Source organism: Defluviimonas sp. D31 (assembly GCF_033436765.1).
In the GTDB taxonomy this organism is placed as follows: Bacteria; Pseudomonadota; Alphaproteobacteria; order Rhodobacterales; family Rhodobacteraceae; genus Albidovulum.
Genome location: NZ_JAWQFN010000015.1, coordinates 1 through 24,851 on the forward strand (window position 1 = coordinate 1; position 24,851 = coordinate 24,851).

A 24,851-nucleotide genomic window follows, 5' to 3' on the forward strand; every position below is an offset into this window, starting at 1 on the left:
CCCCACCTCGGATCCGCAACACGCGAAACCCGAGAAGGCATGGGATTCCGAGTCCTCCAGAACCTCACCGAATACTTCGAAGGAAAAACACCCCAGGACAAGGTTGCCTAAGGCGGCCTTTCGGGGCGTCAGAGGCGCTTGCGGGCGCGGAGCGCGGCCTGGATCGTGCCGTCGTCGAGATAGTCGAGCTCGCCGCCGATCGGCACGCCCTGGGCGAGCGAGGTGACGGCGACGCCGGTGCCGTCGAGCGCCTCGGCGATGTAATGCGCGGTGGTCTGGCCGTCGACGGTGGCGTTGAGCGCGAGGATCACCTCGTGGATTCCCTCGTCCCGGATGCGGGCGAGGAGCTTCGGGATCCGCAGTTCCTCCGGCCCGACCGCGTCGAGCGCCGAGAGCGTGCCGCCAAGCACATGATAGCGGCCCTTGAAGGCCTGGCCGCGCTCCATCGCCCAGAGGTCGGCGACATCCTCGACGACGCAGATCTCGCCCGTGGCGCGGCGGTCGTCGCGGCAGATGTCGCAGATGTCCGCGGTGCCGATATTGCCGCAATGGGCGCATTCGCGCGCCGAGGCCGCGACCTCGGCCATCGCCTTGGCGAGCGGCGCCATCACCGCGCCGCGCTTCTTGATCAGGTGCAAGACCGCGCGCCGCGCCGAGCGGGGCCCGAGGCCCGGCAGGCGGGCCATCAGCTCGATCAGCGCCTCGATGTCGCGGGTGGCTTCCGACAAGGTCGCCTCAGAACGGCAGCTTCGTGTCGGCCGGCAGGCCCAATTCCTGCATCATCTTCTGCTGCTCGGTCCGGGTGCGTTCCTGCGCGCGCTTCTGCGCGTCCTTGATCGCGGCGAGGATCAGGTCCTCGACCACTTCCTTTTCCGAGGGCTGGAAGATCGAGGGATCGATGTCGAGCGACTTCAGCTCGCCCTTGGCCGAGCAGGTCGCCTTGACGAGCCCCGCGCCGCTTTCGCCGGTGACGGTGATGCGGTCCATCTCCTCGGTCAGCGCGGCCATCTTGGCCTGCATCTCCTGCGCGGCCTTCATCATCTTGGCCATGTCGCCGAGCCCGCCCAAACCTTTCAGCATGTCTTTCTCCTTAGCCTTCCTCGAACGGATCCCATTCGTCCTCGACCTCGGGCAGGGCCTCCGCCTGCACCTCGGCCTGGACCTCGTCGGGGGTCCTGATAGCGGTGATATGGGCCTTCGGGAAGGCCGCGAACACCGCCTGCACCAGCGGATTCTCGCGCGCCTTCTCCTTGGCGGCGGTTTCCTTCGCGTCGCGGGTCTCGGCGATGGTCGGCGCGCCGCCCTCCGACACGACGGAGACGCCCCAGCGCAGGCCGGTCCAGCTCTGGAGCCGGGCCGAGAGCGTCGCGGCGAGATCGCGCGGGGCCTCTTGCGTCGGCTCGAACTCGATCCGGCCGGGGGTGTAGCGGACGAGGCGGAGGTGGTTCTCGACCTCGATCAGGAGCTTCACGTCGCGGTTGGCGCGGATGAGCTCCACGACGGCGGGAAAGCTCGCGTAGCGGGCGAGCGCGACCTCGGGGTCGAGCGCGCGGGCGGTGGCGGCGCCGCCACCGGTCGGGGCCGAGGCGACGCTCGCGCGGGGCGCGGAATGGGTCGGCGCCGCGCCCGGTGCGGGGCCGCGGCCGGCGGGGGCGGAAGGGCCGGGGCCCTCGGCGAGGCGCCGCATCAGCTGCTCGGGGTCGGGCAGGTCGGCGACATGGGTCATGCGGATCACCGCCATCTCGGCGGCCATCATCGCGTTCGGGGCGGCGGCCACCTCCTCGAGCGCCTTCAGAAGCATCTGCCACATCCGCGTCAGCACCCGCATCGGCAGCGCGCCGGCCATGGCGAGCCCGCGGGAGCGTTCATCGGGCGGCACGGTCGGGTCGTCGGCGGCCTCGGGGGTGATCTTGATGACGGAGACCCAGTGGGTGATCTCGGCAAGGTCGCGCAGGACCGCCATCGGGTCGGCGCCGTCGGAATACTGCGCGCCGATCTCGTTCAGGGCCCCGGCGGCGTCGCCCTTGAGGATCAGGTCGAAGAGGTCGAGGACCCGGCCGCGGTCGGCCAGCCCGAGCATGGCGCGGACCTGGTCGGCGGTGGTCTCGCCCGCGCCGTGGCTGATCGCCTGGTCGAGAAGCGAGGTGGCGTCGCGGGCAGAGCCCTCGGCGGCGCGGGTGATCAGCGCGAGCGCGTCGTCGGTGATCTGGGCCTTCTCGGCGGTGGCGATCTTCCTCAGGAGCGCGATCATCACCTCGGGCTCGATGCGGCGGAGGTCGAAGCGCTGGCAGCGGGAGAGGACGGTGACCGGAACCTTGCGGATCTCGGTCGTGGCGAAGATGAACTTCACATGGGCGGGGGGTTCCTCCAGCGTCTTGAGGAGCGCGTTGAACGCGCTCGTCGAGAGCATGTGGACCTCGTCGATGATGTAGATCTTGTAGCGCGCGCTGGCGGCCCGGTAGTGGACGCTTTCGATGATCTCGCGGATGTCGTTCACGCCGGTGCGGGAGGCCGCGTCCATCTCCATCACGTCGACATGGCGGCCTTCCATGATCGCGACGCAGTGCTCGCACTTGCCGCAGGGATCGGTGGTGGGGCCGCCGGCGCCGTCGGGGCCGATGCAGTTCATGCCCTTGGCGATGATGCGTGCGGTGGTGGTCTTACCGGTCCCCCGAATGCCGGTCATGATGAAGGCCTGCGCGATGCGGTCGGCCGCGAAGGCGTTCTTCAGGGTGCGGACCATCGCCTCCTGCCCGACGAGGTCGGCGAAGGTCTCGGGGCGGTACTTGCGGGCGAGGACCTGATAGCGGGTCGCGGTCTCTTCGGTCATTGGGCCTCGGGCGGGATTCGGATCAGCCGATACACTAGGCAGGCGCCGCGCCGCCGTCCACCCGGAGCGAGGACGGGGCTTCGCGGCTACCCTCCCCCTCGCGGGGAGGGGATGGGGGTGGGGGGCGCCCGGCCGCGCCCGGTCCCGGCGTCAGTTCGGGCGCTTCGCCTTCTTCGCCTGCTTCACGACCTTCGAGAACGCCTTGCCGCGGCGGCGCTTCTCGGCGGCCGAGGCGGCATGGGCGGCGTCCTCGGCTCGAAGCTTCTTCCAGCGGTCGAGGCGCGCGGCGTCGACCCGGCCGGCGGCGATCGCCGCCCGCACGGCGCAGCCGGGCTCTGGCCCGTGGGTGCAATCGCGAAAGCGGCATTCGCCGGTCAGCCCGGTGATCTCCGCGAAGGCCTCGTCGATCCCCTCGGCCATGTCGGTGAGCCTCAGCTCCCGCATCCCCGGCGTGTCGATCAGCCAGCCGCCGCCCGGGATCGGATGCATCTCGCGCGCGGTGGTGGTGTGGCGGCCCTTCATGTCGTCTTCGCGCACCGCGGCGGTCTCGAGGTCGATGCCGGTGAGCGCCGAGGCGAGCGTCGACTTGCCGACCCCGGACATGCCGAGGAAGGCGACGGTCCGGCCCGGCCCGCACCAGGGCCGCAGCGCCTCGGCCGCGCCCTCGGCCTTGGCGTTCAGCAGGATCGCCGGGACGGAAGGCGCGATGGCGCGGAGCCGGTCTAGATAGGTTTCCGGATCGCCCGACTTGTCGGCCTTGGTCACGACGAGGACCGGCGGGATGCCGCCCGCATGGGCAAGCGCCAGGTAGCGTTCGAGCCGCGCCTCGTTGAACTCCTCGGTCGCAGAGGTGGTGATGAAGACCGTGTCGACATTGGCGACGATGAGCTGTTCGCGCGAAGCCTCGCCCGCCGCGCGGCGGAAGATCCGGCTGTGGCGGTCGAGGAGCCGGGCCACGCGTTCGGTCACGGGATCGGCCAGCACCCAGTCGCCGACCGCGACATCGCCGGCGGAAAGATCCGGCGGCAGCGTCAGGAGGAGCGGCCCCGCCTCGGACAGCGCGGTCAGCCGGTCGCGGTGGACGCCCGTCACGCGGGCGGGGGAAAAGGCGCCGAACTCATCGGTGTCGAGCTGGCGCTGGAAATCTGCCGACCATCCGAGATCGGCGAGCGTGTGGGAATTCAGGGTCAAGTCTCTGCCCTCGTCATAGACCGAAATCCTTGCCCGGCGGTTGACGGCGCGGGCGGGTGATGTCGGGACGGGCGGGGCGGATCAAGGTCTCAGACGGCCCCGGCCCGGAGGGAATGAAGCTCTGCCATGTCCTTCTCCTGAAGCGGGTGTCGAGGGTGAGAGGCTGGACAACGACCCAAGCGGGGCTCGTTACGGCTGCTTCCTTCCGGACCTGACCGGGTTGGCGAGGCGCTCGCCCGCGCCAACCTCTCGGGGCCCGATATAGGCGAGGGCCGGCGGATTCGCAAGGCGGCTGGATGTCGGCATCCTGTCGGTGTTGCGTCTGGCTGGACCGCGCGCCGGGCAGGGGCCGCGTTAACCCGCATCTGCGAGGCTGAGGCGAGCCGAAAGGAACCCAGATGACCGACCGTCCCGTCCCGCCGAAGCGTTTCGCCCAGACCCGCACCGCGCGGCTCGCCCGCGCCCGCCTCGCCCGCCACCTGCAGGGCCTCGGCAACGACGAGGGGCTGTGGCTCAGGGTGCAGGAGCGGGCTCCCGAGGCCTGGGCGACGGTCGAGGAGGATCTCGACTGCGAGGAGGAGAAGGTGAAGGTCACGCTGAGGCTCGACGCGAGCGTGGCCAGGCTCTTCCGGGCGATGGGCAAGGGCTACCAGGCGCGGATCAACCATGTCCTGGCCACCTATGCGCAGATGCGGATGGGCGAGATCGACCGGCAGGCGCGCGCGCTCCGGGCGGTGATGGCGGAATACGGCGTCATCCAGTCCGAGGAGGCGCGGCAACGCTACCTCGCGATGCGCGAGGATGGCGACATCTTCGACGCCGAGGCGCGGGCGGTGCTTGACGCGGCCCTCGGGGTGAAGGGGGTGTGACGGGCGGGTAGCTGATCGTGACACGCGAGACGACAGTGGGCACCTGTCAACGGTCCGATTGGCGGGACCGGGCCCTATTCAGGTGAAGCGGACGCATTGCGGCACCGACGCGCCTCATGCGCGCGCTCCATGAAGCCCCTCGCAGGAAAGTCAAAAGTGGTCATCCCAACTGACGCGGGGGATGACCACCCAAGACACGTCTTTTCGTTGGCCCGACGAGGTTACTCGATGTCGAGCCGCTTGAAGCGCGATCCCTTCCAGCTCGCGTCAGCCATCAGCCCCTGTTGGCCGAAGATGAAGGAGACGACATCGCTCTTGAGGTTCGAGGTGTCCACGTCGCCGCCAGCACCAACCGTGGCTACGGCGACCGACGCATCCACGCCCAGCTCCCATTCGCGCTGTCCGGTGGTGAACTTCGCGAGTGCCTCGTCGGTCTTCAAGGCAAGAATCATGGAGTGCGACTGGATGCCGGCAATGAAGCCGCCCTTAACCCCGAAGGTGCCATAATAGAGCTTTTCTCCCGCCGCGGTTGTCAACAGGCACTGGCCTCCCTCGGCACCGAAGCCGAACCCGGCCTTGGTGATCTTCGGACACACGAGGACGCCTTTCGCTTCGGCGAGCACCGCCTCCGCGCCCATTGTGCTGGCCGTGAACTGAGCCAGGGTTGCGGCCGCTTCCGCATCAAGCCTCGCAGCGTCCGAAGCCTTGAATTTCGCCGCGGCAGGTGTGGCGAGCGTCAGGGCGAGCGCCGCGCCCGAGACGATCATTGAAATCTGCCTTCTGGTCTTGTGCATGTCTTTCCCCCCAGGAATTGTTTCGCTAAATTGAACAAATTGGCGAATTTCGGACCAACGATGCCAATCTATCAGGAATCTCGTTCATCACAATGATCGCGTTCCGGTACACAGGGCTGAAGCTGCCGACCCCGTGACCCGGTGTGGATTTCGACGGCAGCCAATGTGATTGCCGCCAGAGGGCAGCGCCACGGGGTGCGCTTGTGGCCCCGGCCGCGTCGCAAGCCCATCGAAAACGTTTGGGCGCGATGCGGGCGCAAGCGACATCCCGCGTCCGGGCAACAATGGATCCGGTCCCGCAGCAGTTTGATACCCCCTCGGATTGGCGCATACTGGCAAACATCGCAGGCGGCGGACCCTCGACACGATCGGCTTCGGCCGTCACCTCGACACGGGAAAGGCGACCATGGAGTCGAAATTCGTCGAGATAAACGGTGTTCGCCTCAACTACGGGGAGGGCGCGGGCAACGGCCCGAGACTGGTCTTTCTGCCGGGCTTCCCAAGGTACTGGACCGAGTACCGGCCGGTGCTCGACGCGCTCGAGCCACAATACCATCTCTTTGCGCTCAGCATGCGCGGGCAGGGCCGGTCGGAGCGGTCGCCGCCCTATACGATCTCGTCCTACATCGACGATACCGCCGTCTTCCTGCGCGAGGTGGTCGGCCGCTCGGCCCTCGGTATCGGCCATTCCGCCGGCGCGTGGTTCGGTCTCGCGGCGGCGAACGACGATCCCGACCTGTTCAGCGCCTTCGTCAGCATCGACCAGCCCCTCGACCCGGCGGATCATGTCATCGCCCACGGCGCGGACACGTCGTCGGTGCGGCGCATGCTGGATGCGATGCGTGCGGCTTCCGGCGTCGAAGACCTGCGGCTCCGGCTGGCGGCTCTCCCGGCCGCCGGCGGTGGCACCTGGGCGGATGAGATGAGCGTGCGGGAACTGGGCGATCGCGCCGCGCATCTTGCGGGGATAGACCCCGAGACCTTCGCGCCCTGGGCGGAGGGAATAGAGGAATGGCTCTTGGTGCCGGAGCTGCAACGCTGGCCGGGGCGGTATCGTGGCCCCTTGCTGTTTCTCGATGGCGATCCGGTGGCGGGGTCCATGCTGACCGAACAGGCGGTGCGCTACAATCGCGCGCGCTATCCCTGGGCCGAGAGGGTCGAGTTGACGGGCCATGACCACATCATGGGGCTTCGTGACGCCCCCGGCCCTGCGGTCGCGGAGATCCGGCGGTTTCTCGACCGTATCGCGTGATTTCCCTGCCGCCCGCGTGCCGAGGTCCGGGGGGGTCCGGATCTTGGATGGCGAGCACGACGCTGCGCTTGGGCTTGGTGGCGCGGCTGTCGTGCTCGCTCGAGCAGCGAACTTCGGTTAGACTCCTGCCGCCTGCCTGGTGCAACTGGGAAGGAGGACCAGATGCCGACCAATCCATCCGATTTCGTGGGCGACATCCCGGATCACTACGACAACGGCCTCGGCCCGGTCATCTTCGAGGATTTCGCCGATCTCCTTGCCGACAGATGCTGCGAGGAGCCAGTCGCGAAGGCCGTCGAGCTGGCCGCCGGAACCGGCATCCTGAGCCGGAGACTGCGGGACAGGTTGCCGGGCGGAACGCCGTTGCTGGTCACGGATCTGAACGCCCCGATGCTGGAAGTCGCGCGAAGCAAGTTCTCCGATGCGGAAAACGTGGAGTTCGCGGTCGCGAACGCGATGGACCTGCCCTTCGAGGACGAGACGTACGACCTCATCGTCTGCCAGTTCGGCGTGATGTTCTTTCCCGACAAGCCGGCGTCCTTCCGAGAGGCGGCGCGCGTCCTGAAGCCCGGGGGGCGCTACGTCTTCAACGTCTGGAGCGCGATGTCAGAAAATCCGTTCTCGCAGGTGGCCTACGACGTGGGCCTGCGGTTCTTTCCGGACAATCCGCCCGGCTTTTACAGGGTGCCGTTCCATTACGGTGATCCAGGTGCGGTCCGGTCCGACCTCGCCGCCGGCGGGTGGCGCGACGTAGAGCACGAAACGATCCGGCTGGACACGCGCGTCGCGAACCCCGAGGCCTTCGCGGCCGGTCTCGTCTTCGGCAATCCGCTGATCGACGAGATCCGGGATCGCGGCGGCGTGAACCCGGAGGAGATCGCGGCGGACCTGCTGTCGGCGCTCGGTGATGCGTTCGGCGCGAACGGATTTGCCATGCCGCTGTCGGCGACGACATTCGTTTGCCGCTTGCATTGAGCGCGGCGACGGAGGGCGTGACCAGTCCGCTCTCAGCTCGAAGCCGTCATCCGGCGCCGCGCGTCGCCGCGTGTCAGTCGAAGACGACGCGGATCGGCGTCGCGCCCAGGATCTCGCCCAGCCGGGTCTGGGGCACGCCTCCGTATCGCGGGTTGTTGTTCAGGCCCTGGCCGATCAGCTGAACCACCTCCGGCGAGCCGGCGTATTTGGAATGGCTGCCTGATGCGGAATCTTCGATCGCCGAGAGGTCGATGGCCGTCACGCCCAGTTGTGACAGCGCATCGGCATCGGCGGCGCCGACACGCGGAACGCCGCCGGCCAGCCGGCGGGAGGCCCGCAGGGCCACGTCGTCCTTCGAAAGCAGGACGAAGAAGTTCCCCGGATCGGTGCCGAGTTGCCGCATCTGCGTCTGGAAGAGATCGAGGTCGATGTCTGGAGACGCAAGGATAATGTATTGAACACGGGCGCCGCGGTTGAACCGGCCTTGCTGGGCCCGGTCCACGATCGCCTCCATGGTCAGGAAAGTGCCCATGGAATGCGCGAAGATGTCGAAGCCCTCGGCTTTCGTTTTTACAAGAATATCAGCCGCTTCGATAAGCTTGGGGCGCGCCACGAGGGCGCTGTTCAGGTCGTACACATAGCGCGTCGCCTTGCCGGCCGAGGCCCAGGTGAAGAGAACGGGCACGCCCGTGAACCCGGTGTCCTCGACGAACTGGCCGACCCGCAGCAGGGCATCGCTTGCGGTGTTGTTGAAGCCATGAATGAAGAGGAGGAGGTCCCGCTCGCCGGGTGGACGCTTGCGCAGTTCCGCATCGATGGCGGCCACGAAGGCCTTGTCGCTGGCGTAGATCGACGGCTCCACGATCGCGAATTCCTTGCGCGGATCGGGCGGGAGTTTCTTCGGGCGTTCCAGATCGCCGGTGATGTGGTTCGGGGGAATCGACACCTCGACCGAGGCGAGGCCCAGTTCCGGGGCGCGCTGGCCAGAGTAGAGGGCGCCGACGACTTCGGAGGCCTCGCGCGTCGTGGCGATGAAGATCTTGTGCCGGTTGGCGTCGGCCACGGAGGCGACCGGGACCTCGGGATTGTCGATGCCGATGAGTTCGGGCGGCTTCGAGCAGGATGCGAGCCACAGCGCCGCGCAGGCGATCCCGAGGCGGCCCAGGGACATCGCGGATCGTCCGGACAGGCGGCGCCCCGGTGTCGGAGATTTTTGCTCGGCCATTACCCTCTCCCAGTCGCAACATGGTTCCGGCCCGGAGGTCGCGGGCCGCCGGGTCGCCCGGCAAGGTCGGCACCAGGTGACCGGGGACCGCAACGGGTGCGGGCCGGATATTCGCGGCGATGCTGGCATCCTTGGTCCGGCGGTGCAACGCCCAACTTGATCGCGGCTCCGTGACGTGCCATCGGATCTGCATGACAAGGTTCAACATTTCGGAACTGGCGGCGGGCGGCGGGCGGCTCGCGCTCTGCCCGATGCCGGGGCGGGGCGGGGATTACGCGGGCGATCTCGCGGCGGTCCTCGGCTGGGGGCCTTCGCTCGTCCTGACGATGGCGACGGGACCGGAACTGGCCGCGATGGGCGCGCTCGGGCTTTCGGGCGATCTCGCCGCGCGGGGGATCGGCTGGCACCACCTGCCGGTCGCGGATTTCGGCGCGGACAGCTTGGCGCTGCGCGAGGGCTGGGGCGCGGCGTCGCGAGCAGCGCGGGCGGAGCTTGCGGCGGGGCGGGGGGTGCTGGCGCATTGCATGGGCGGCTGCGGCCGCTCGGGCATGGCGGTGATGCGGCTCATGGTCGAGGCGGGCGAGGCGCCGGAAGCGGCGCTGGCGCGGCTTCGCGCGGTCCGGCCCTGCGCGGTCGAGACCGAGGCGCAGCGGCTCTGGGCGGCGCGGTAGCGGCGCGGCAAGGACGGGCCGCGCGGCAAACCGGGGCGGTCCATGCTATACTGTATGCCCAATCAGAAGAGCCGACGCGCGGGTTACGCCGCCGCAGGCGTCTTGCGCGTCCGAAAGGGGGATTGAAATGAGACATCACCTGACCCGCGCGCTGCTCATTGCCGCCTCGGTGGCCATGTTCACCCTCGGACCCGGCCGGCCCGCAAATGCCGAGACCTTCGTCGGCTCCAACAACGATGCCCGCGTCGTTCTTGCGCTGCAGGCCAACGAGGCGGCGGTGCAGGCGATGCTGCCCGAGGGCTGGCAGCTCATGCCGTTTCCGGGCGGGGCGCTCGAGGGCGCAAACACGCTTCTGGTCTTCGTCGACCGCTATCTTGCCCGCGATGCCGAGGGCAATCCCGCCGATCCGGCGAGCTATCGCGGGGTCGCGCTCGCGAGTCTCGCGAAAGCGGAGGGATCGGACGAGGTGCGGACCTATGTGACGCGGATCTATGTCACGGCCGCGGGCTATGATCCTTACGGCAACGGCGAGGCGGCGGAGATCCGGCGGTCGGCGACGCTTGAAAGCGCGGGCACCGCGGCGCCGAAATGGGCCGAGGAATGGACGCTTGCGCCCGAGAGCGGCGGCGAGCTGACTTTCACGCTGCGCTACCAGTCCGGCACGCCGTCCTGGTCGGCGAGCGAGGCCTTGCCCTATTCCAACACCAATCCCGACTTCCACCGCATCTACCGCTTCGACCAACTCGTCGATCTCGCCATGAGCGAGCCCTTGGGCAAGGCTCTCGACGGGGACATGTCGCTCGGGTCGAGCGTGGAGGGGCTGGCCGGGCTCTTCGACGGCAGCGAGAAGGTCGTCGCGGCGATGGTGATCCCGATGTATGTCCGCGAGGTCTTCCTGCCCTGACGGGCCGGGGTGCCGGCTCAGCTTCCGAGCGGGTCCTCGCGGCACCAGATCCGGGTGAAGGCGCCGGTGCAGCTGGCCGTGTGGTTCAGCCCCTTGACGTGGAAGCGGGTGTAGAGCGCGCGGTCCTCGATGGTGACGTCGAGGCTCTGGCGCAGGAGGTTGAAGCAGTCCGAGGGCCGCAGCTTGCAGCCGACGAGCGCGATGGTCGCGACCGGGTCGCCCTCGCTGCCGATATCGGTCGTGGCGATGCGGTGTTCGATCCCGGCGCGCAGATGGGCGTCGAACGCCTCCGAACCGGGCCGGGTGAGCCAGGCCGCGCCGGCGGCGATGCCGGCCAGAGCGGGAAGCCAAAGGATCAAGCGCAAGACGGGCCCTCCTGATTGTCCGCCGCTTATGCCCGGCCGGGCGGTCTTCGTCGAGGCCCGGCCATCAGAGCGCGATGCGGAACCGTGCGAAGCCGTCCGGCCCGTCGCCGGCCGGTTCGATCGACACCGCCTTGACGTCGCCGAGATGGTCGGCGGCCCTCGGGCCGGTGTCGAACACGACGCTCGTCCCCGGCAGGGCCTTGAATTTCCAGTTGGAATCGGCGGTCGGGTTGATCGTGCCCTGTTCGACGATATAGCGCACGATGATGTCGCGGTTGGTGTCGGGCCCCTCGAAGATGATGGTGTCGCCCTTGGCGCCGGGGAACTCGCCGCCGCCGGAGGCGCGGTAGTTGTTCGTCGCGATCACGAACTCGGCCGCGGGGGCGACGGGCTGGCCCTCGTGCATCAGGTTGACGATGCGGTTCGCTCCGGGGTTCAGGTCCTCGCCCTTGGGGCCGTATTTCGAGGGCTGCGAGAGGTCGATCTCGTAGGTCACGCCGTCGATGACGTCGAAGTTGTAGGAGGGGAAGTCGGGGTTGATGAGCGGCTGGTCGGCCGCGCCCGGCCTGACCTGGTTGAAGATGCCGGCGGAGCGTTCGAGCCAGTCCTTCAGCTCGGTCCCCGTCACCTTCACGGCGCGGATCGTGTTCGGGTAGAGGTAGAGGTCGGCGACGTTCTTGATCGCGACATCGCCCGGCGGCACGTCGGTGTAGTAATCCGGCCCGCCGCGGCCCCCGGCCTTGAAGGGCGCGGCCGCCGAGAGGATGGGCAGGGCCTCGTGGTCGGTGCCCTTCATCATCTCGGCGATGTACCATTTCTGGGCGATCGAGACGATCTGGACCGAGGGATCGTCGGCGACGAGCGCGAAGTAGCTGTGCAGGGGCGCCGAGGTCTTGCCCACCGCGCGGCGGATGTAGTCCAGCGTTTCGTCGTGTTCCTTCCGGACCGCGTCGAGCACCTTCGGCACGCTCTCGACGAGGGGCGTCACCGAGCGGTCCTCGTTCCGTTGCGAGATCGGCCGGGCCTCGGTCGCGAAGCTGATCACCCGCCATGCGGTGCCGTCGCGTTCGAGCAGCAGGTCGATGAGCCCCATGTGAGAGCCCCAGAAGCCGGCCATCACCGCGGGCTTGCCGGAGATCGTGCCGGTCGCGGTATCGACCTCGGCATGGCCGTCGAAGGTCGGCGAGGGAAAGACGAGGTGGCTGTGGCCGGTCATCACGGCGTCGATCCCCTGGACGCGGGCCAGGGGCACCGAGGCGTTCTCCATCCCCTCGGTATGCTCGGCACCCGCGATGCCGGAATGGGAGAGCGCCACGATGATGTCGCAGCCCTCGTCGCGCATCTGCGGCACCCAGGCCCGCGCCGTCTCGACGATGTCGCGGGCCTGCGCCTTGCCTTCGAGGTGGCGGCGGTCCCAGGTCATGATCTGCGGCGGCACGAAGCCGATCAGGCCGACCCGGATCGGATGGGTCTGGCCGGCGCCGTCGGTCACCGCGCGGTCGAGGATGACATAGGGTTTCAGAAGCGTCTCGTCCTCGCGCGGGGAGGCGCCGAGCCGCGTCGCCACATTGGCCGACACGATCGGAAAATTGGCGCCGGCGACCGATTTCATGAGGAAGTCGAGCCCGTAGTTGAACTCGTGGTTGCCCAAGGTCGAGGCGTCGAAGCCGAGCGTGTTCATCGCGGCGATGATCGGGTGGAGGTCGCCCTCCTTCATGCCGCGCTCATAGGCGATGTAGTCGCCCATCGGGTTGCCCTGCAGGAAGTCGCCGTTGTCGACGAGCATCGCGTTGGTGGCCTCGGCGCGGATCGCCTCGATGATCGCGGCGGTGCGGGCGAGGCCCACGGTGTCGACCGGCTTGTCGGAATAGTAGTCGTAGGGGAAGACGTGGACGTGGACGTCGGTGGTCTCCATGATCCTCAGATGCGCCTGTCCGGCGGCGGCGAAAGCGGAATAGGGATGCAGTGCGATCAAGGAGGCTCCGGCGGCGGTTCCGGCGAGAAAATCCCTCCGGGTCAGTGGGTTGAGCGGTTCACTTGTCATGGTCGCCTCCCTGCGCGGATGATCAAGGTCGCAGGGTATCATGACATGGCGCCGACACTAATCGCTGGCGTAAACGGTTTCCAGATCATTTGCGCGTAATTCATCATCGTGAATATCGTAAGGGTTGAGTTTGCCGGGGGCGTCAGATGGCGGGTTTGCAACCGGTGATGTGCCGTGCCAAATCTGGGCGGCGACGGTGCGGAGCGGGCGATGCGGCTGGCGGAGACGGTGACATTCGGAGGCGCGGGGCTCGACCGGGCGGCCGGGTTGCGCGGCGATCCGGAGGCGGTCGCGGCGCTCCTCTGCGCAGGGGAGACGCGAATCCTGCCGGTCTGGCGCGGCAAGCCGCTGTTCGCGGGCGCCGCCGCGGGCTGGCTGACGCCCGGCCATGCGGTGCTCGCCGAGGCCACGGAGGCGCCGGTGCTGCTCGGCCTCGCGGGTGGTGCGGCGCGGTTCGCGGTCGATGTCTCGGGCTGGGAGCCCCCTGTGGGCGAGGCGCCGGCGGAGGGGGTCTTCTTCGACCCGACCGAGCAGCGCCATCCGGACCTGCCGGGCGATCACCGCTTCGCGGAGCTGCGCGGGCTCATGGCGGCGCTCACGGCCGGGGACGCGGAACTTGTGGCAACCGCGAAGGCGCTTCTCGGCTGGCACCGGAGTCATCGGTACTGCTCTGCCTGCGGCCGCCCGAGCGCGGTGATCGAGGCGGGCTGGCAGCGCCGCTGCCCGGACTGCGGCACGCGGCATTTCCCGCGCACCGATCCGGTGGTGATCATGCTCGTCACGCGCGGCGAGCGGACACTGCTCGGCCGCTCGCCGGGCTGGCCGGAGGGCATGTTTTCCTGCCTTGCGGGCTTCATGGAGCCGGGCGAGACGATCGAGGCCGCGGTGCGCCGCGAGGTCGCCGAGGAGACCGGGGTGCGGATCGGGCGGGTAAGCTATCTCGCGAGCCAGCCCTGGCCTTATCCCTCGTCGCTGATGATCGGCTGCCTCGCCGAGGCCGAGAGCGAGGCGATCATGCTCGACCCGGTCGAACTGGAGGCGGCGGTCTGGCTGAGCCGCGAGGAGGCGGCGCGGGTGCTGGCCGGGGACCATCCGACGATCCGCCGGCCACGGCGGGGCGCGATCGCGGGGTTCCTGCTGACCCATTGGGTTGCGGACCGGCTGGATTGACGCCATTACACGGAACATGCGGCAAAGGGAGATGAGCGCGTGAAGTTTTCCACGGTGCAGGATATTGCGGCCCCGGCCGAACTGGTGTTCGACGCGGTGTCGGACTTCGCCTCGTTCGAGCGCGCCGCGCTCCGGCGCGGGGCGGAGGTGTCGCGGGTCGACCGGCCCGAGGAAGGGATCCTCGGCACCACATGGAGCCTGCGGTTCCCGCTGCGGGGCCGGATGCGCCGCCTGGTCTGCGACGTGCAGCGATTCGAGCCGCCGAACGCGATGCTGGTCGGCGCCGAGAGCGGCGGCTTCGAGATGACGCTCACCGTCGGCCTGGTGGCGCTTGCGCGGTCACGGACCCGGCTTGGTCTGGATCTCGACATCCGGCCGCGCTCGCTGTCCGCGCGGCTGGTGCTGCAGACGCTGAAGCTGAAACGCGCCGGCTACATGCGAGAGTTCGAAGGCCGGGTGAAACGCTATGCCGAGGAACTGGAGCAGCGCCACGCCCCGGTCGCGTGAACCGGGCGGCTCAGGGACGCGACGGGTCGGCCGGGTAGACGCCGAGGAGAGACATCGACGAGGTGAAATAGTCGAGCTCCTCGAGCGCGAGCCGGACGTGGGTGTCGTCCGGGTGGCCCTCGATATCGGCGTAGAACTGGGTCGCGGAGAACGAGCCGTCGATCATGTAGCTTTCGAGCTTGGTCATGTTGACGCCGTTCGTGGCGAAGCCGCCCATCGCCTTGTAGAGCGCGGCCGGGATGTTGCGAACGCGGAACACGAAGGTCGTCATCATCTTGCCGTCGCCGCGCCGGTTGAGGTTCGGCTCGCGCGCCATGACGAGGAAGCGGGTGGTGTTGTGCGCCCGGTCCTCGATGTGGCGGGCGAGAAGCTCGAGCCCGTAGATCTCGCCGGCGAGCTCGGAGGCCAGCGCGGCGAGCTTCGGGTCGCCAAGCTCGGCGACGTGGCGCGCCGATCCGGCGGTGTCGGCGCCGGTGACCGGCTTCAGCCCGTGCCTGGCAAGAAAGCTGCGGCACTGGCCGAGTAGCACGGTATGGCTCATCGTACCCTCGATCTGCTCGATCCGGGTGCCGGGAACCACGAGCAGGTTGATGTGGACGCGCACGAAGGTCTCGGCGACGATGTGGAGGCCGGATTCGGGCAGCAGGTGGTGGATGTCGGCCACGCGCCCGTAGGTCGAGTTCTCCACCGGCAGCATCGCGAGGTCGGCGCGGCCGCTGCGCACCGTCTCGATCGTGTCCTCGAAGGTGGCGCAGGGCAGCGCCTCCAGGTCCGGATAGGCCTGGTGGCAGGCCTGATGCGAATAGGCTCCGGGCTCTCCCTGGAAGGCGATCCGACCGGTCATAAGGGTGGCTCCTTGGCGACAGCCCGGCTCCGGGCGCTTCGCGGCGCTAACTATACCTTGAAACCGGGCAGGGGAAGCGGGTAGATACGCCGCGACAGAATGCCAGGGTAGAGGCGCGACATGTTCGACACGATGACTGTAACGAAGGCCGGCGGCGCGCTGTGCGGGGCTTTCCTGATCTTCCTTCTGGGCAAGTGGGCGGCCGAGTCGCTCTACCATACCGGCCCCGTCGCCCATGGCGAGGAGATCGCGCAGGCCTACACGATCGATACCGGCGCCGAGGCGGGCGGCGGGGAAGCCGCGGCCGAGGAAGGCCCGGACTTCGCGACGCTCCTGGCTTCGGCCGACGCCGCGGCTGGCGAGAAGGTCTTCGGCAAGTGCAAGGCCTGCCACAAGCTCGACGGCTCGAACGGCACCGGCCCGCATCTCGACGGCGTCGTGAACCGCGCGGTCGGTTCGGTCGCGGGCTTCGGCTATTCGGACGCGATGGCCGGTCATGGCGGCAACTGGGATCCCGAGACGCTCTCGGCCTTCCTCGAGAATCCGAAGGGCAATGTCGCCGGCACCAAGATGTCCTTCGCCGGTCTCAAGAAGCCCGAGGACCGCGCCAACCTGATCGCCTATCTGCAGTCGCTCGGCGGCTGATCCGGCGCGCGCCGCGGCAGGACTCCGGGCCGCCCCGAGGGGCGGCCCTTCTCATGTCCGGGGGCACTATCACAAATTCGCAACTTGATGCCCGGCCCCGCCGCGTTCTAGCTTCGACGGGACGTGAAGCAGGGGCGCCGCGCGGGCGGTGCGACGGAGGACCGCATGAAGATGGACGACAGGGGCCGGGGCGCGGCAGGAGCCGGGACCGGAACCGGACTTCGGCGGATGCTGGGCGTTCTGGCGCTGGCGGCGGGCATGGGCGGCGGCGCCGCCCTGGCCGAGGAGGTGATCACCGCGCACGGCATCTCGGCCTTCGGCGACCTGAAATATCCGGCCGATTTCGCCCATCTCGGTTACGTCAACCCGGACGCGCCGAAGGGCGGCGAGATTTCCGAGTGGACCTCGGGCGGGTTCGATTCGATGAACCCATACACGATCAAGGGCCGTGCCGCGGCGCTGGCGACGATCATGCTCGAAGGGTTGATGGAGGGCACCGCCGACGAGGTCGACGCTGCCTATTGCCTGCTTTGCGAGACGATCGAATATCCCGCCGACCGCGCCTGGGTCATCTTCACCCTTCGCCCCGAGGCGACGTTCTCCGACGGCAGCCCGGTCACCGCGGCGGATGTTCTGTTCTCCTACGAGACCTTCCGCGACAAGGGTCTGTCGAGTTTCCGGGCCGTGCTTGCCCAGCAGGTCGAGATCGCCGAGGTGCTGGACGAGCGGCGCATCAAGTTCACCTTCAAGCCCGATTTTCCCAAGCGTGACCTGATCCAGTCGGTCGGCGGCCTGCCGGTCTTCTCCCGGGCCGATTTCGAGGCCAAGGGACGCGATCTCGAATCCACCTCGCTCGAGCCGTTCCTCGGCTCAGGGCCATATCTCTACGACAGCATGGATGTCGGCACCCGCATCACCTACCGGCGCAACCCCGACTACTGGGGCAAGGACCTGCCGCTCAATCGCGGCAGGCACAATTTCGACCGAATCCGCGTCGAGTATTTTGGCGATTACGACGCCGCCTTCGAGGGCTTCAAGGGCGGCGCCTACACGTTCCGCAACGAGGCCTCCTCGCTGATCTGGGCGACGCGCTACGACTTCCCGGCGATCAAGAACGGCTGGGTGAGGAAGGACGAGCTGGCCGATGGCAACGTCGCCTCGGGCCAGGCCTTCATCATCAACCTGCGGCGCGAGAAGTTCCAGGACCCGCGGGTGCGCGAGGCGATCGGGCTCATGTTCAACTTCGAATGGTCGAACGCCTCGCTCTTCTACGGGCTCTATGCGCGGGTCAACTCAATCTGGGAAAACAGCGATCTCGCGGCGACCGGCCAGCCCTCGCCGGAAGAGCTCGTGCTCCTCGAGCCCCTGAAGGATCTCCTGCCGCCGGGCGTGCTGGAGGAGGAACCGGTCATGGCGGCGGTCTCGGGCGAGCGCCAGCTCGACCGCAAGAACCTGCGCCGCGCCTCGGCGCTTCTCGACGAGGCCGGCTGGACGGTCGGCGACGACGGGATGCGCCGCAACGACAGAGGCGAGGTGCTGAAGGTCGAGTTCCTGAACGACAGCCAGACCTTCGACCGGGTCATCAACCCCTATGTCGAGAACCTGCGCGCGCTCGGCGTGGACGCGAGCATGAGCCGGGTCGACGACGCGCAGATGACCAACCGCACGCGCGGCCACGATTTCGACATCGTCACCGGCCATGTCGGCCAGGACCTGACGCCGGGGTCGGGCCTGCAGCAGTATTTCGGCTCGAACTCCATCGACGACGCCTTCAACCTGATGGGGCTGCAAAGCCAGGCGGTCGACCAGCTCATCCCCTTCGTCGAGGGCGCGCAGACGCGCGAGGAACTGACGGCGGCGGCCCGCGCGCTCGACCGGGTGCTGCGCGCCTACCGGTTCTGGGTTCCGCAATGGTACAAGGACAAGCACACGATCGCCTATTATGACATGTACGAGCACCCCGAGACGCTGCCGCCCTATGCGCTGGGCGAGCTGGATTTCTGGTGGTACAACGAAGACAAGGCCGCAAAGCTGAAAGCGGCCGGCGCGCTGAACTGACGCGGCCCAAGGGAAAGAGCAGACCGGCCGATGGGCGCCTATATCCTGCGAAGACTGCTGTTGATGATTCCGACCCTGTTCGGGATCATGCTGATCAACTTCACGCTGACGCAGTTCGTGCCCGGCGGCCCGGTCGAACAGATCATCGCCCGGCTCGAGGGCGAGGGCGATGTGTTCCGCAACATCGCCGGCGGCGGCGACACCGGCCAGCAGGAGCAGATCGGCGGCGACGAACGCTATCTCGGCGCGCGCGGCCTGCCGCCCGAGTTCATCAAGGAACTGGAGCAGCAGTTCGGGCTCGACCGGCCGGCGCATGAGCGCTTCTTCAAGATGATCGGCGACTATCTCGTCTTCGACTTCGGCGAGAGCTATTTCCGCAAGATTTCCGTGGTCGACCTGGTGATCGAGAAGATGCCGGTCTCGATCACGCTCGGGCTCTGGTCGACGCTCTTGGCCTACCTGATCTCGATTCCGCTCGGTATCCGCAAGGCGGTCAGGGACGGGTCGAAGTTCGACACCTGGACGTCGGGCACCATCATCGTCGCCTACGCGATTCCGGGCTTCCTTTTCGCGGTGCTTCTCATCGTGCTGTTCGCGGGCGGGAGCTACTGGCGGATCTTCCCGCTGCGCGGCCTCACCTCGGACAACTGGGAAGACCTGAGCCTGATCGGCAAGATCGCCGACTATTTCTGGCACATCACCCTGCCGGTCGTGGCCTCCACCATATCGAGCTTCGCGACGCTGACGCTCCTGACCAAGAACTCCTTCCTCGACGAGATCAACAAGCAATATGTCCTGACCGCCAAGGCCAAGGGCCTGAGCGAGGGGCGTGTGCTTTACGGCCATGTCTTCCGCAACGCGATGCTGATCGTGATCGCGGGCTTTCCCGGCCTCTTCATCGCGGTCCTCTTCGGCGGCGGGCTCCTGATCGAGACGATCTTCTCGCTCGACGGGCTCGGGCGGCTTGGCTACGAGGCGGCGGTGGCGCGCGATTATCCGGTGGTCTTCGGCACGCTCTATGTCTTCGGTCTCCTCGGCCTCCTGATCGGGCTCCTGTCGGACCTCACCTATGTCCTCGTCGATCCCCGGATCGACTTCGAGAAGCGGGCCGGCTGATGCGGCTGTCCCCCCTCAACCAGCGCCGCTGGCGCAACTTCAAGGCCAACCGCCGGGCGTTCTGGTCGCTGTGGATCTTCCTCGTCCTCTTCGTGCTCTCGCTCGTGGCCGAGGTCATCGCCAATGACAAGCCGATCCTCGTGAGCTATCGTGGCCAGCTTCACTTCCCGATCTACAAGTTCTACCCCGAGACCGCCTTCGGCGGCGATTTCCGCACCGAGGCGGTCTACCGCGAGCCTGAGGTCCAGTGCCTGATCAAGACCGGCGGGCGCGAGGAGTGTTTCGACGACCCCGAGGGCGTAATCGAAGACGCCGCCGACGGAGACCTGGCGGGCGAGGCGATCGAGACGGGCTGGATCCTCTGGCCGCCGATCCCCTTCAGCTACAACACGATCAACAACGTCGGCACCGCGCCCTCGGCGCCCGATGCCGACCACTGGCTTGGCACCGACGACACCTCGCGCGACGTGCTGGCGCGGATCATCTACGGCTTCCGGCTCTCGATCCTCTTCACGCTGATCGTGACGACGATCTCCAGCCTCATCGGCATCGCCGCGGGCGCGGTGCAAGGCTATTTCGGCGGCTGGGTCGACCTCACCTTCCAGCGGCTCCTGGAGATCTGGGGATCGACGCCCGGCCTTTACGTCATCATCATCCTCTTCGCGATCCTCGGGCGCAGCTTCGGGCTGCTGGTCTTCGTGACGATCCTCTTCGGCTGGCCCGCGCTCGTCGGCGTGGTCAGGGCCGAGTTCCTGCGGGCGCGGAACTTCGAATATGTCCGCGCCGCCCGCGCGCTCGGCGTCGCGGATAGGGTGATCATGTTCCGCCACATCCTGCCGAACGCGATGGTGGCGACGCTGACGCTCCTGCCGTTCATCGTCACCGGCGCGATCGGCGGGCTCGCGGCACTCGACTACCTCGGCTACGGCCTGCCGTCGTCGCTGCCCTCGCTCGGGGAACTGGCGCTACAGGGCAAGTCGAACCTGCAGGCGCCGTGGCTCGGCTTCTCGGCCTTCTTCACCTTCGCCATCATGCTCTCGCTTCTGGTCTTCATCTTCGAAGGCGTGCGCGATGCCTTCGATCCCCGGAAGACCTTCAAATGACGACGGTGCTCGACTTCCGCGACCTGACGGTCGATTTCCGCCAGGACGGGCGGATCATCCACGCGGTGAAGGGCGTGAGCTTTTCGGTCGCCAAGGGCGAGACCGTCGCGCTGGTCGGCGAAAGCGGCTCGGGCAAGTCGGTGACCGCGCTGGCCTCCGTTGCGCTTCTCGGCGGCAATGCCGAGGTCGCGGGCTCGGTCACCTATCTCGGCCGCGAGATGATCGGCGCGTCGGAGGACGTGCTGCGCGATGTGCGCGGCAACGACATCAGCTTCATCTTCCAGGAGCCGATGACCTCGCTCAACCCCTTGCACACGATCGAGCGGCAGCTTGGCGAAAGCATCGCGCTGCACCAGGGGCTGACCGGGGCGGCGGCGCGGGCGCGGGTGGTGGAGCTTCTCGACGAGGTCGGCATCCGCGATGCGGCAAGCCGGCTGCAGGATTACCCGCACCAGCTCTCGGGCGGCCAGCGCCAGCGGGTGATGATCGCGATGGCGCTTGCCAACGGGCCGGAACTCTTGATCGCCGACGAGCCGACGACCGCGTTGGACGTGACGATCCAGGCGCAGATCCTCGACCTCCTGGCGGAGCTGAAGGAGCGCGTGGGGCTGTCGCTTCTCTTCATCAGCCACGATCTCGGCATCGTGCGGCGCATCGCCGACCGGGTCTGCGTGATGCAGGGCGGCGAGATCGTCGAGCAGGGGCCGGTGGCGGAGATCTTCGCCAATCCGCAGCATCCCTACACGAAGAAGCTTCTGGCGGCCGAGCCCAAGGGCCGGCCCGACCCGGTTCCCGAGGGCGCCGAGGAGATCGTGCGGACCGAGGATCTCAGGGTCTGGTTCCCGATCAAGCGCGGGCTCATGCGGCGCACCGTCGGCCATGTGAAGGCGGTCAATGCCGCGACGATCTCGGTCCGCGCGGGCGAGACGCTCGGCATCGTCGGCGAGAGCGGGTCTGGCAAGACCACGCTCGCCTTGGGAATCATGCGGCTGATCGAGAGCGAAGGACCGATCGTCTATCTCGGCAAGGACATTTCGACCTGGCGGCCGCGCGAGCTCAGGAAGCTCCGCCGCGACATGCAGATCGTGTTCCAGGACCCCTATGGCAGCCTGTCGCCGCGGATGACCTGCGAGCAGATCATCGCCGAGGGGCTGACGGTGCACGGCGTCGAAAAGGGCCGCAACCGGCGCGAGATGGTGGCGGAGATCATGGAAGAGGTCGGGCTCGACCCGGCGATGATGGAACGCTATCCGCACGAGTTTTCCGGCGGCCAGCGGCAGCGGATCGCGATCGCCCGGGCGATGATCCTGCGGCCGAAGGTGGTGGTGCTGGACGAGCCGACCTCGGCGCTCGACATGACGGTGCAGGTGCAGATCGTGGAGCTTCTGCGCGACCTCCAGCGCCGCTACGGGCTCGCCTATCTCTTCATCAGCCACGATCTGCGCGTGGTCAGGGCGCTGGCGCACAAGGTGATCGTGATGAAGGCGGGCGATGTCGTCGAGTCGGGGGCGGGCGAGGCGGTCTTCGAGGCGCCGAAGACGGAGTACACCCGCGAGCTGATGGCGGCGGCGTTCGGCCATGCCCTTGCCAGCGCCAGCGCATGAAGATCCTCTTCGTCCACCAGAACTTTCCCGGCCAGTTCCTGCATCTCGCCCCCGCACTCGCGGCGCGCGGGCACGAAGTGTTGGCGCTGACGGCGGAGGGAAACCAGCGCCCGTCGCCGGTGCCGACCGTCCGTTACCGGACCCCGCCCGAGGTCGCGCTGCAGGGACTAGCGCGGAGCTATGCCGAGGCGGCCGAGCGCGGCGCGACGGTCGCGCGGGCCTGCGCCCAGTTGTCGGAGACGCGCGGATTCGTGCCCGACGTGGTCTTCGGCCACGGCGGCTGGGGCGAGACGATGTATCTTCGCGAGGTTTGGCCGGAGGCTCGGCACCTGACCTATGCCGAGTTCTACTATCACAGCCGTGGCCTCGACACCGATTTCGACCCGGAGTTCCGGCGCACCGGCCTCGGACCTCGGCTCGGCACCGCCAGCCGCAGGGCGCATCTGCTGATGGCGCTAGAAGATGCCGACGCGGCGCTCGCGCCGACCGCCTGGCAGGCCTCGACGCTGCCGGACCATGTCCGGGCGAAGACCACGGTGATCCATGACGGGATCGACACCGAAAGGGTGCGGCCCGATCCCTCGGCACGGCTCGAGCTGCCGGGCGGGAAGGTGCTCAAGCCGGGCGACGAGGTCGTGAGCTTCGTCAGCCGCAATCTCGAACCCTACCGCGGCATCCATGTCTTCCTGCGCGCGCTGCCGGCGGTGCTGGAGGCGCGACCCGAGGCGGAGGTGGTGATCGTCGGCGGCGAGGGCCAGAGCTACGGCCCCGCACCGAGACCGGGACAGAGCTGGAAGCGCCGCTTCCTCGACGAGCTCGGGCCCTCTATCGACCTCGCGCGGGTCCATTTCCTCGGCCAGGTGCCCTACCGGCAGTTTCTCGCGCTGATGCAGGTGACGCGGGTCCATGCCTATCTGAGCTATCCCTTCGTGCTGTCATGGTCGATGCTCGAGGCGATGAGCGCCGGGGCGCTGGTCGTGGGCTCGCGTACGCCACCGGTCGAGGAGGTGATCCGCGACGGCGGGAACGGGCGGCTCGTGGAGTTCTTCGACGTTGCGGGCTGGTCGCGGGCGCTGATCGCCGCACTCGCCGATCCGGCGCGGGATGCCGATCTGAGAGCGGCGGCGCGGCGGACGGTCGTCGAGGGATACGACCTGAAGTCGGTCTGCCTGCCGCGGCTGATCGCCTTCGTCGAGGGCCGGGCGCAGGGCTGACGGGGCGCGATTTTTCGGCGAAAAATCTGGGTTTCGGCGGTGCGGCGGCGCGTGGCTCAAACCGCCGGGCTGTGGCCGGCCTTCGAGAGGTCGTAGGCGTCGAAACAGCGCGCGATCATCCGGGTAAGCGGCCGCCCCTTCTCGGGGATCGCGAGGCCCGCGGCGTCGACCGTGACCATGCCGCCGAACTCGCGCGCGGCGAGCGCGTACATCTCCTGCAGCTCGGCGTCGCTGACGGCGAAGCTAGCCCTCATCTCGGCGCTGTCGATGCGGAAGTCGCACATCAGCGCCTCGATCATCCGCGCCCGGAGCTTGTCCTGGCCGGCGAAGGCATGGCCTTTCGCGGTCGAGAACCGGCCCTCGCGGATCGCCTTGGTATGGGCCGAGGTGGAGGGCGCGTTCTGGGCGTAGCCTTGCGGGAAGCGCGAGATCGACGAGGCGCCGAGCCCGATCAGCGCCGGTGCGAGGTCGTCGGTATAGCCCTGGAAGTTGCGCCGGAGCCGCCCCTCGCGCGCGGCGATGGCGAGCCCGTCGGTTGGCAGCGCGAAATGGTCGATCCCGATCTCGTCATAGCCGTCGGCGACGAAGAGGTCGCGCGCGGTCTCGAACAGGCGCAGCCGCTCCTCGGGGCGGGGCAGGCTGTCGGAGGGGATCATCACCTGCCGCCGCGCCATCCAGGGAACATGGGCATAACCGTAGAGCGCCACCCGGTCGGGGCCGAGCGACAAGAGCTTTTGCACCGAATCGGAGATGCGCGCGCGGGTCTGGTTCGGCAGGCCGAAGAGGATGTCGGCGTTGAGCGAGCGGATGCCGCGGGCGCGGAGCTTGTCGGCCGCGAGCTTCGTGACCTCGAAGCTCTGGTCGCGGCCGATCGCTTTCTGGATGTCGGGGTCGAAGTCCTGGACCCCGATCGAGGCGCGGTTCATCCCCGCCTCGGCCAGCGCGTCGAGCCTTGCGTCGTCGATCTCGTTCGGGTCGATCTCGACCGAAAACTCGGCGCCATAGCCCATCGGCACCACGTCGAACACCGTCCGGGCGAGGTCGCGCATCAGGTCGGGCGCGAGCAGCGTCGGCGTGCCGCCGCCCCAGTGCAGCCGCGAGAGCGTGACGCCGGCGGGCAGCTCTGCCTGCAGGAGCCGCAGCTCGGCCTTCAGCACCTCGACATAGGCCCGTACCGGCTCGTCCGAGGCCGTTCCTTGCGTGCGGCAGGCGCAGAACCAGCAAAGGCGTCGGCAGAACGGCACATGCAAGTAGAGCGAAATCCGCGACCCTTCGGGGATCGCATTGATCCAGTTCCGAAAATCTTCGGGACCGGTGGAGGAATTGAAGTGCGGAGCGGTCGGATAGCTCGTATAACGCGGTACGCGCGCGTCAAAAAGCCCGAGCCGCGTGAGTTGCGATTCAGCTGTCATGAGCCTAGCGTTAGTGGCCGCCACAAAACCGGACCTTGACCCAGATCAAAGAATGCAG

The 24,851-nt window shown here is 68.0% G+C and carries 23 protein-coding genes, 1 other RNA gene and 1 pseudogene; 14 read left to right on the top strand and 11 right to left on the bottom strand.

Annotation, left to right across the window (positions count from 1 at the left end):
* Positions 1 to 111, top strand: a pseudogene (locus R5H32_RS18330) (D-glycerate dehydrogenase); the annotation flags it as partial.
* Between the two features lie 17 nt (positions 112 to 128).
* Here R5H32_RS18330 and recR read toward each other — a convergent pair.
* The 5 genes from recR to ffs form a co-directional block, all read right to left on the bottom strand.
* Complete coding sequence (recR, locus tag R5H32_RS18335) at positions 129 to 728, bottom strand: recombination mediator RecR (RefSeq protein ID WP_318340141.1); 600 nt, start codon at positions 726 to 728, stop codon at positions 129 to 131.
* Positions 729 to 735: 7 nt separating this feature from the next.
* On the bottom strand, positions 736 to 1,080 hold the full coding sequence (locus tag R5H32_RS18340; protein ID WP_318340142.1) for a YbaB/EbfC family nucleoid-associated protein: 345 nt from the start codon (positions 1,078 to 1,080) through the stop codon (positions 736 to 738).
* Between the two features lie 10 nt (positions 1,081 to 1,090).
* Positions 1,091 to 2,872 (bottom strand): DNA polymerase III subunit gamma/tau, encoded by a 1,782-nt coding sequence (locus R5H32_RS18345; RefSeq protein WP_318340184.1) that lies wholly within the window; start codon positions 2,870 to 2,872, stop codon positions 1,091 to 1,093.
* A 108-nt stretch (positions 2,873 to 2,980) separates the two neighbouring features.
* Positions 2,981 to 4,021 carry a ribosome small subunit-dependent GTPase A gene (gene rsgA / locus R5H32_RS18350; RefSeq protein ID WP_318340143.1) on the bottom strand — a complete coding sequence of 347 codons (1,041 nt, stop codon included), beginning with the start codon at positions 4,019 to 4,021 and terminating at the stop codon, positions 2,981 to 2,983.
* A 153-nt stretch (positions 4,022 to 4,174) separates the two neighbouring features.
* An RNA gene (gene ffs / locus R5H32_RS18355) (signal recognition particle sRNA small type) lies at positions 4,175 to 4,273 on the bottom strand.
* Between the two features lie 146 nt (positions 4,274 to 4,419).
* On the opposite strand from ffs, the gene R5H32_RS18360 reads away from it, so the two are divergent.
* Entirely contained in the window at positions 4,420 to 4,890 is a 471-nt protein-coding gene (locus tag R5H32_RS18360; RefSeq protein ID WP_318340144.1) for a BrnA antitoxin family protein, read from the top strand.
* Between the two features lie 221 nt (positions 4,891 to 5,111).
* On the opposite strand, the gene R5H32_RS18365 is transcribed toward R5H32_RS18360, so the two are convergent.
* A complete protein-coding gene (locus R5H32_RS18365; RefSeq protein ID WP_318340145.1) occupies positions 5,112 to 5,684 on the bottom strand; it encodes a YSC84-related protein in 573 nt (190 codons plus the stop codon).
* A gap of 406 nt (positions 5,685 to 6,090) precedes the next feature.
* Here R5H32_RS18365 and R5H32_RS18370 point away from each other — a divergent pair, with 406 nt between their 5' ends.
* Positions 6,091 to 6,936, top strand: a complete 846-nt coding sequence (locus R5H32_RS18370; protein WP_318340146.1) for an alpha/beta hydrolase — start codon at positions 6,091 to 6,093, stop codon at positions 6,934 to 6,936.
* 162 nt (positions 6,937 to 7,098) lie between these two features.
* Positions 7,099 to 7,911: a class I SAM-dependent methyltransferase gene (locus tag R5H32_RS18375; RefSeq protein WP_318340147.1), complete on the top strand. Its 813-nt coding sequence runs from the start codon at positions 7,099 to 7,101 to the stop codon at positions 7,909 to 7,911.
* Positions 7,912 to 7,984: 73 nt separating this feature from the next.
* On the opposite strand, the gene R5H32_RS18380 is transcribed toward R5H32_RS18375, so the two are convergent.
* Positions 7,985 to 9,136: an alpha/beta hydrolase gene (locus R5H32_RS18380; protein WP_318340148.1), complete on the bottom strand. Its 1,152-nt coding sequence runs from the start codon at positions 9,134 to 9,136 to the stop codon at positions 7,985 to 7,987.
* A gap of 191 nt (positions 9,137 to 9,327) precedes the next feature.
* Between R5H32_RS18380 and R5H32_RS18385 the strand changes: the two genes are divergently transcribed.
* Both R5H32_RS18385 and R5H32_RS18390 read left to right on the top strand, forming a co-directional pair.
* Positions 9,328 to 9,807: a protein phosphatase gene (locus tag R5H32_RS18385; protein WP_318340149.1), complete on the top strand. Its 480-nt coding sequence runs from the start codon at positions 9,328 to 9,330 to the stop codon at positions 9,805 to 9,807.
* A gap of 127 nt (positions 9,808 to 9,934) precedes the next feature.
* Entirely contained in the window at positions 9,935 to 10,711 is a 777-nt protein-coding gene (locus tag R5H32_RS18390) for a hypothetical protein (RefSeq protein ID WP_318340150.1), read from the top strand.
* Positions 10,712 to 10,728: 17 nt separating this feature from the next.
* Here R5H32_RS18390 and R5H32_RS18395 read toward each other — a convergent pair whose 3' ends face one another.
* Positions 10,729 to 11,076 (bottom strand): hypothetical protein, encoded by a 348-nt coding sequence (locus R5H32_RS18395; RefSeq protein WP_318340151.1) that lies wholly within the window; start codon positions 11,074 to 11,076, stop codon positions 10,729 to 10,731.
* 64 nt (positions 11,077 to 11,140) lie between these two features.
* Complete coding sequence (locus tag R5H32_RS18400) at positions 11,141 to 13,120, bottom strand: bifunctional 2',3'-cyclic-nucleotide 2'-phosphodiesterase/3'-nucleotidase (RefSeq protein WP_318340152.1); 1,980 nt, start codon at positions 13,118 to 13,120, stop codon at positions 11,141 to 11,143.
* Positions 13,121 to 13,330: 210 nt separating this feature from the next.
* Here R5H32_RS18400 and nudC point away from each other — a divergent pair, with 210 nt between their 5' ends.
* A complete protein-coding gene (gene nudC, locus R5H32_RS18405) occupies positions 13,331 to 14,290 on the top strand; it encodes an NAD(+) diphosphatase (RefSeq protein WP_318340185.1) in 960 nt (319 codons plus the stop codon).
* Between the two features lie 39 nt (positions 14,291 to 14,329).
* Positions 14,330 to 14,797: an SRPBCC family protein gene (locus R5H32_RS18410; protein WP_318340153.1), complete on the top strand. Its 468-nt coding sequence runs from the start codon at positions 14,330 to 14,332 to the stop codon at positions 14,795 to 14,797.
* Positions 14,798 to 14,807: 10 nt separating this feature from the next.
* On the opposite strand, the gene R5H32_RS18415 is transcribed toward R5H32_RS18410, so the two are convergent.
* Positions 14,808 to 15,641, bottom strand: a complete 834-nt coding sequence (locus R5H32_RS18415) for a prephenate dehydratase (RefSeq protein ID WP_318340154.1) — start codon at positions 15,639 to 15,641, stop codon at positions 14,808 to 14,810.
* Positions 15,642 to 15,761: 120 nt separating this feature from the next.
* Between R5H32_RS18415 and R5H32_RS18420 the strand changes: the two genes are divergently transcribed.
* The 6 genes from R5H32_RS18420 (at position 15,762) to R5H32_RS18445 (ending at position 23,381) form a co-directional block, all read left to right on the top strand.
* On the top strand, positions 15,762 to 16,286 hold the full coding sequence (locus tag R5H32_RS18420) for a cytochrome c family protein (protein ID WP_318340155.1): 525 nt from the start codon (positions 15,762 to 15,764) through the stop codon (positions 16,284 to 16,286).
* Between the two features lie 171 nt (positions 16,287 to 16,457).
* Positions 16,458 to 18,344 (top strand): extracellular solute-binding protein, encoded by a 1,887-nt coding sequence (locus R5H32_RS18425; protein ID WP_412099044.1) that lies wholly within the window; start codon positions 16,458 to 16,460, stop codon positions 18,342 to 18,344.
* A 30-nt stretch (positions 18,345 to 18,374) separates the two neighbouring features.
* Positions 18,375 to 19,460, top strand: coding sequence for a microcin C ABC transporter permease YejB (locus R5H32_RS18430; protein WP_318340156.1), 1,086 nt, complete (start codon positions 18,375 to 18,377; stop codon positions 19,458 to 19,460).
* Positions 19,460 to 20,563 (top strand): ABC transporter permease, encoded by a 1,104-nt coding sequence (locus R5H32_RS18435; RefSeq protein ID WP_318340157.1) that lies wholly within the window; start codon positions 19,460 to 19,462, stop codon positions 20,561 to 20,563. The genes R5H32_RS18430 and R5H32_RS18435 overlap by 1 nt, the downstream gene beginning before the upstream one ends.
* A complete protein-coding gene (locus R5H32_RS18440) occupies positions 20,560 to 22,167 on the top strand; it encodes an ABC transporter ATP-binding protein (RefSeq protein ID WP_318340158.1) in 1,608 nt (535 codons plus the stop codon). The genes R5H32_RS18435 and R5H32_RS18440 overlap by 4 nt, the downstream gene beginning before the upstream one ends.
* Complete coding sequence (locus tag R5H32_RS18445) at positions 22,164 to 23,381, top strand: glycosyltransferase (RefSeq protein WP_318340159.1); 1,218 nt, start codon at positions 22,164 to 22,166, stop codon at positions 23,379 to 23,381. The genes R5H32_RS18440 and R5H32_RS18445 overlap by 4 nt, the downstream gene beginning before the upstream one ends.
* A 56-nt stretch (positions 23,382 to 23,437) precedes the next feature.
* Here R5H32_RS18445 and hemN read toward each other — a convergent pair whose 3' ends face one another.
* Positions 23,438 to 24,793: an oxygen-independent coproporphyrinogen III oxidase gene (gene hemN, locus R5H32_RS18450; RefSeq protein ID WP_318340160.1), complete on the bottom strand. Its 1,356-nt coding sequence runs from the start codon at positions 24,791 to 24,793 to the stop codon at positions 23,438 to 23,440.
* Positions 24,794 to 24,851: the final 58 nt, after the last annotated feature.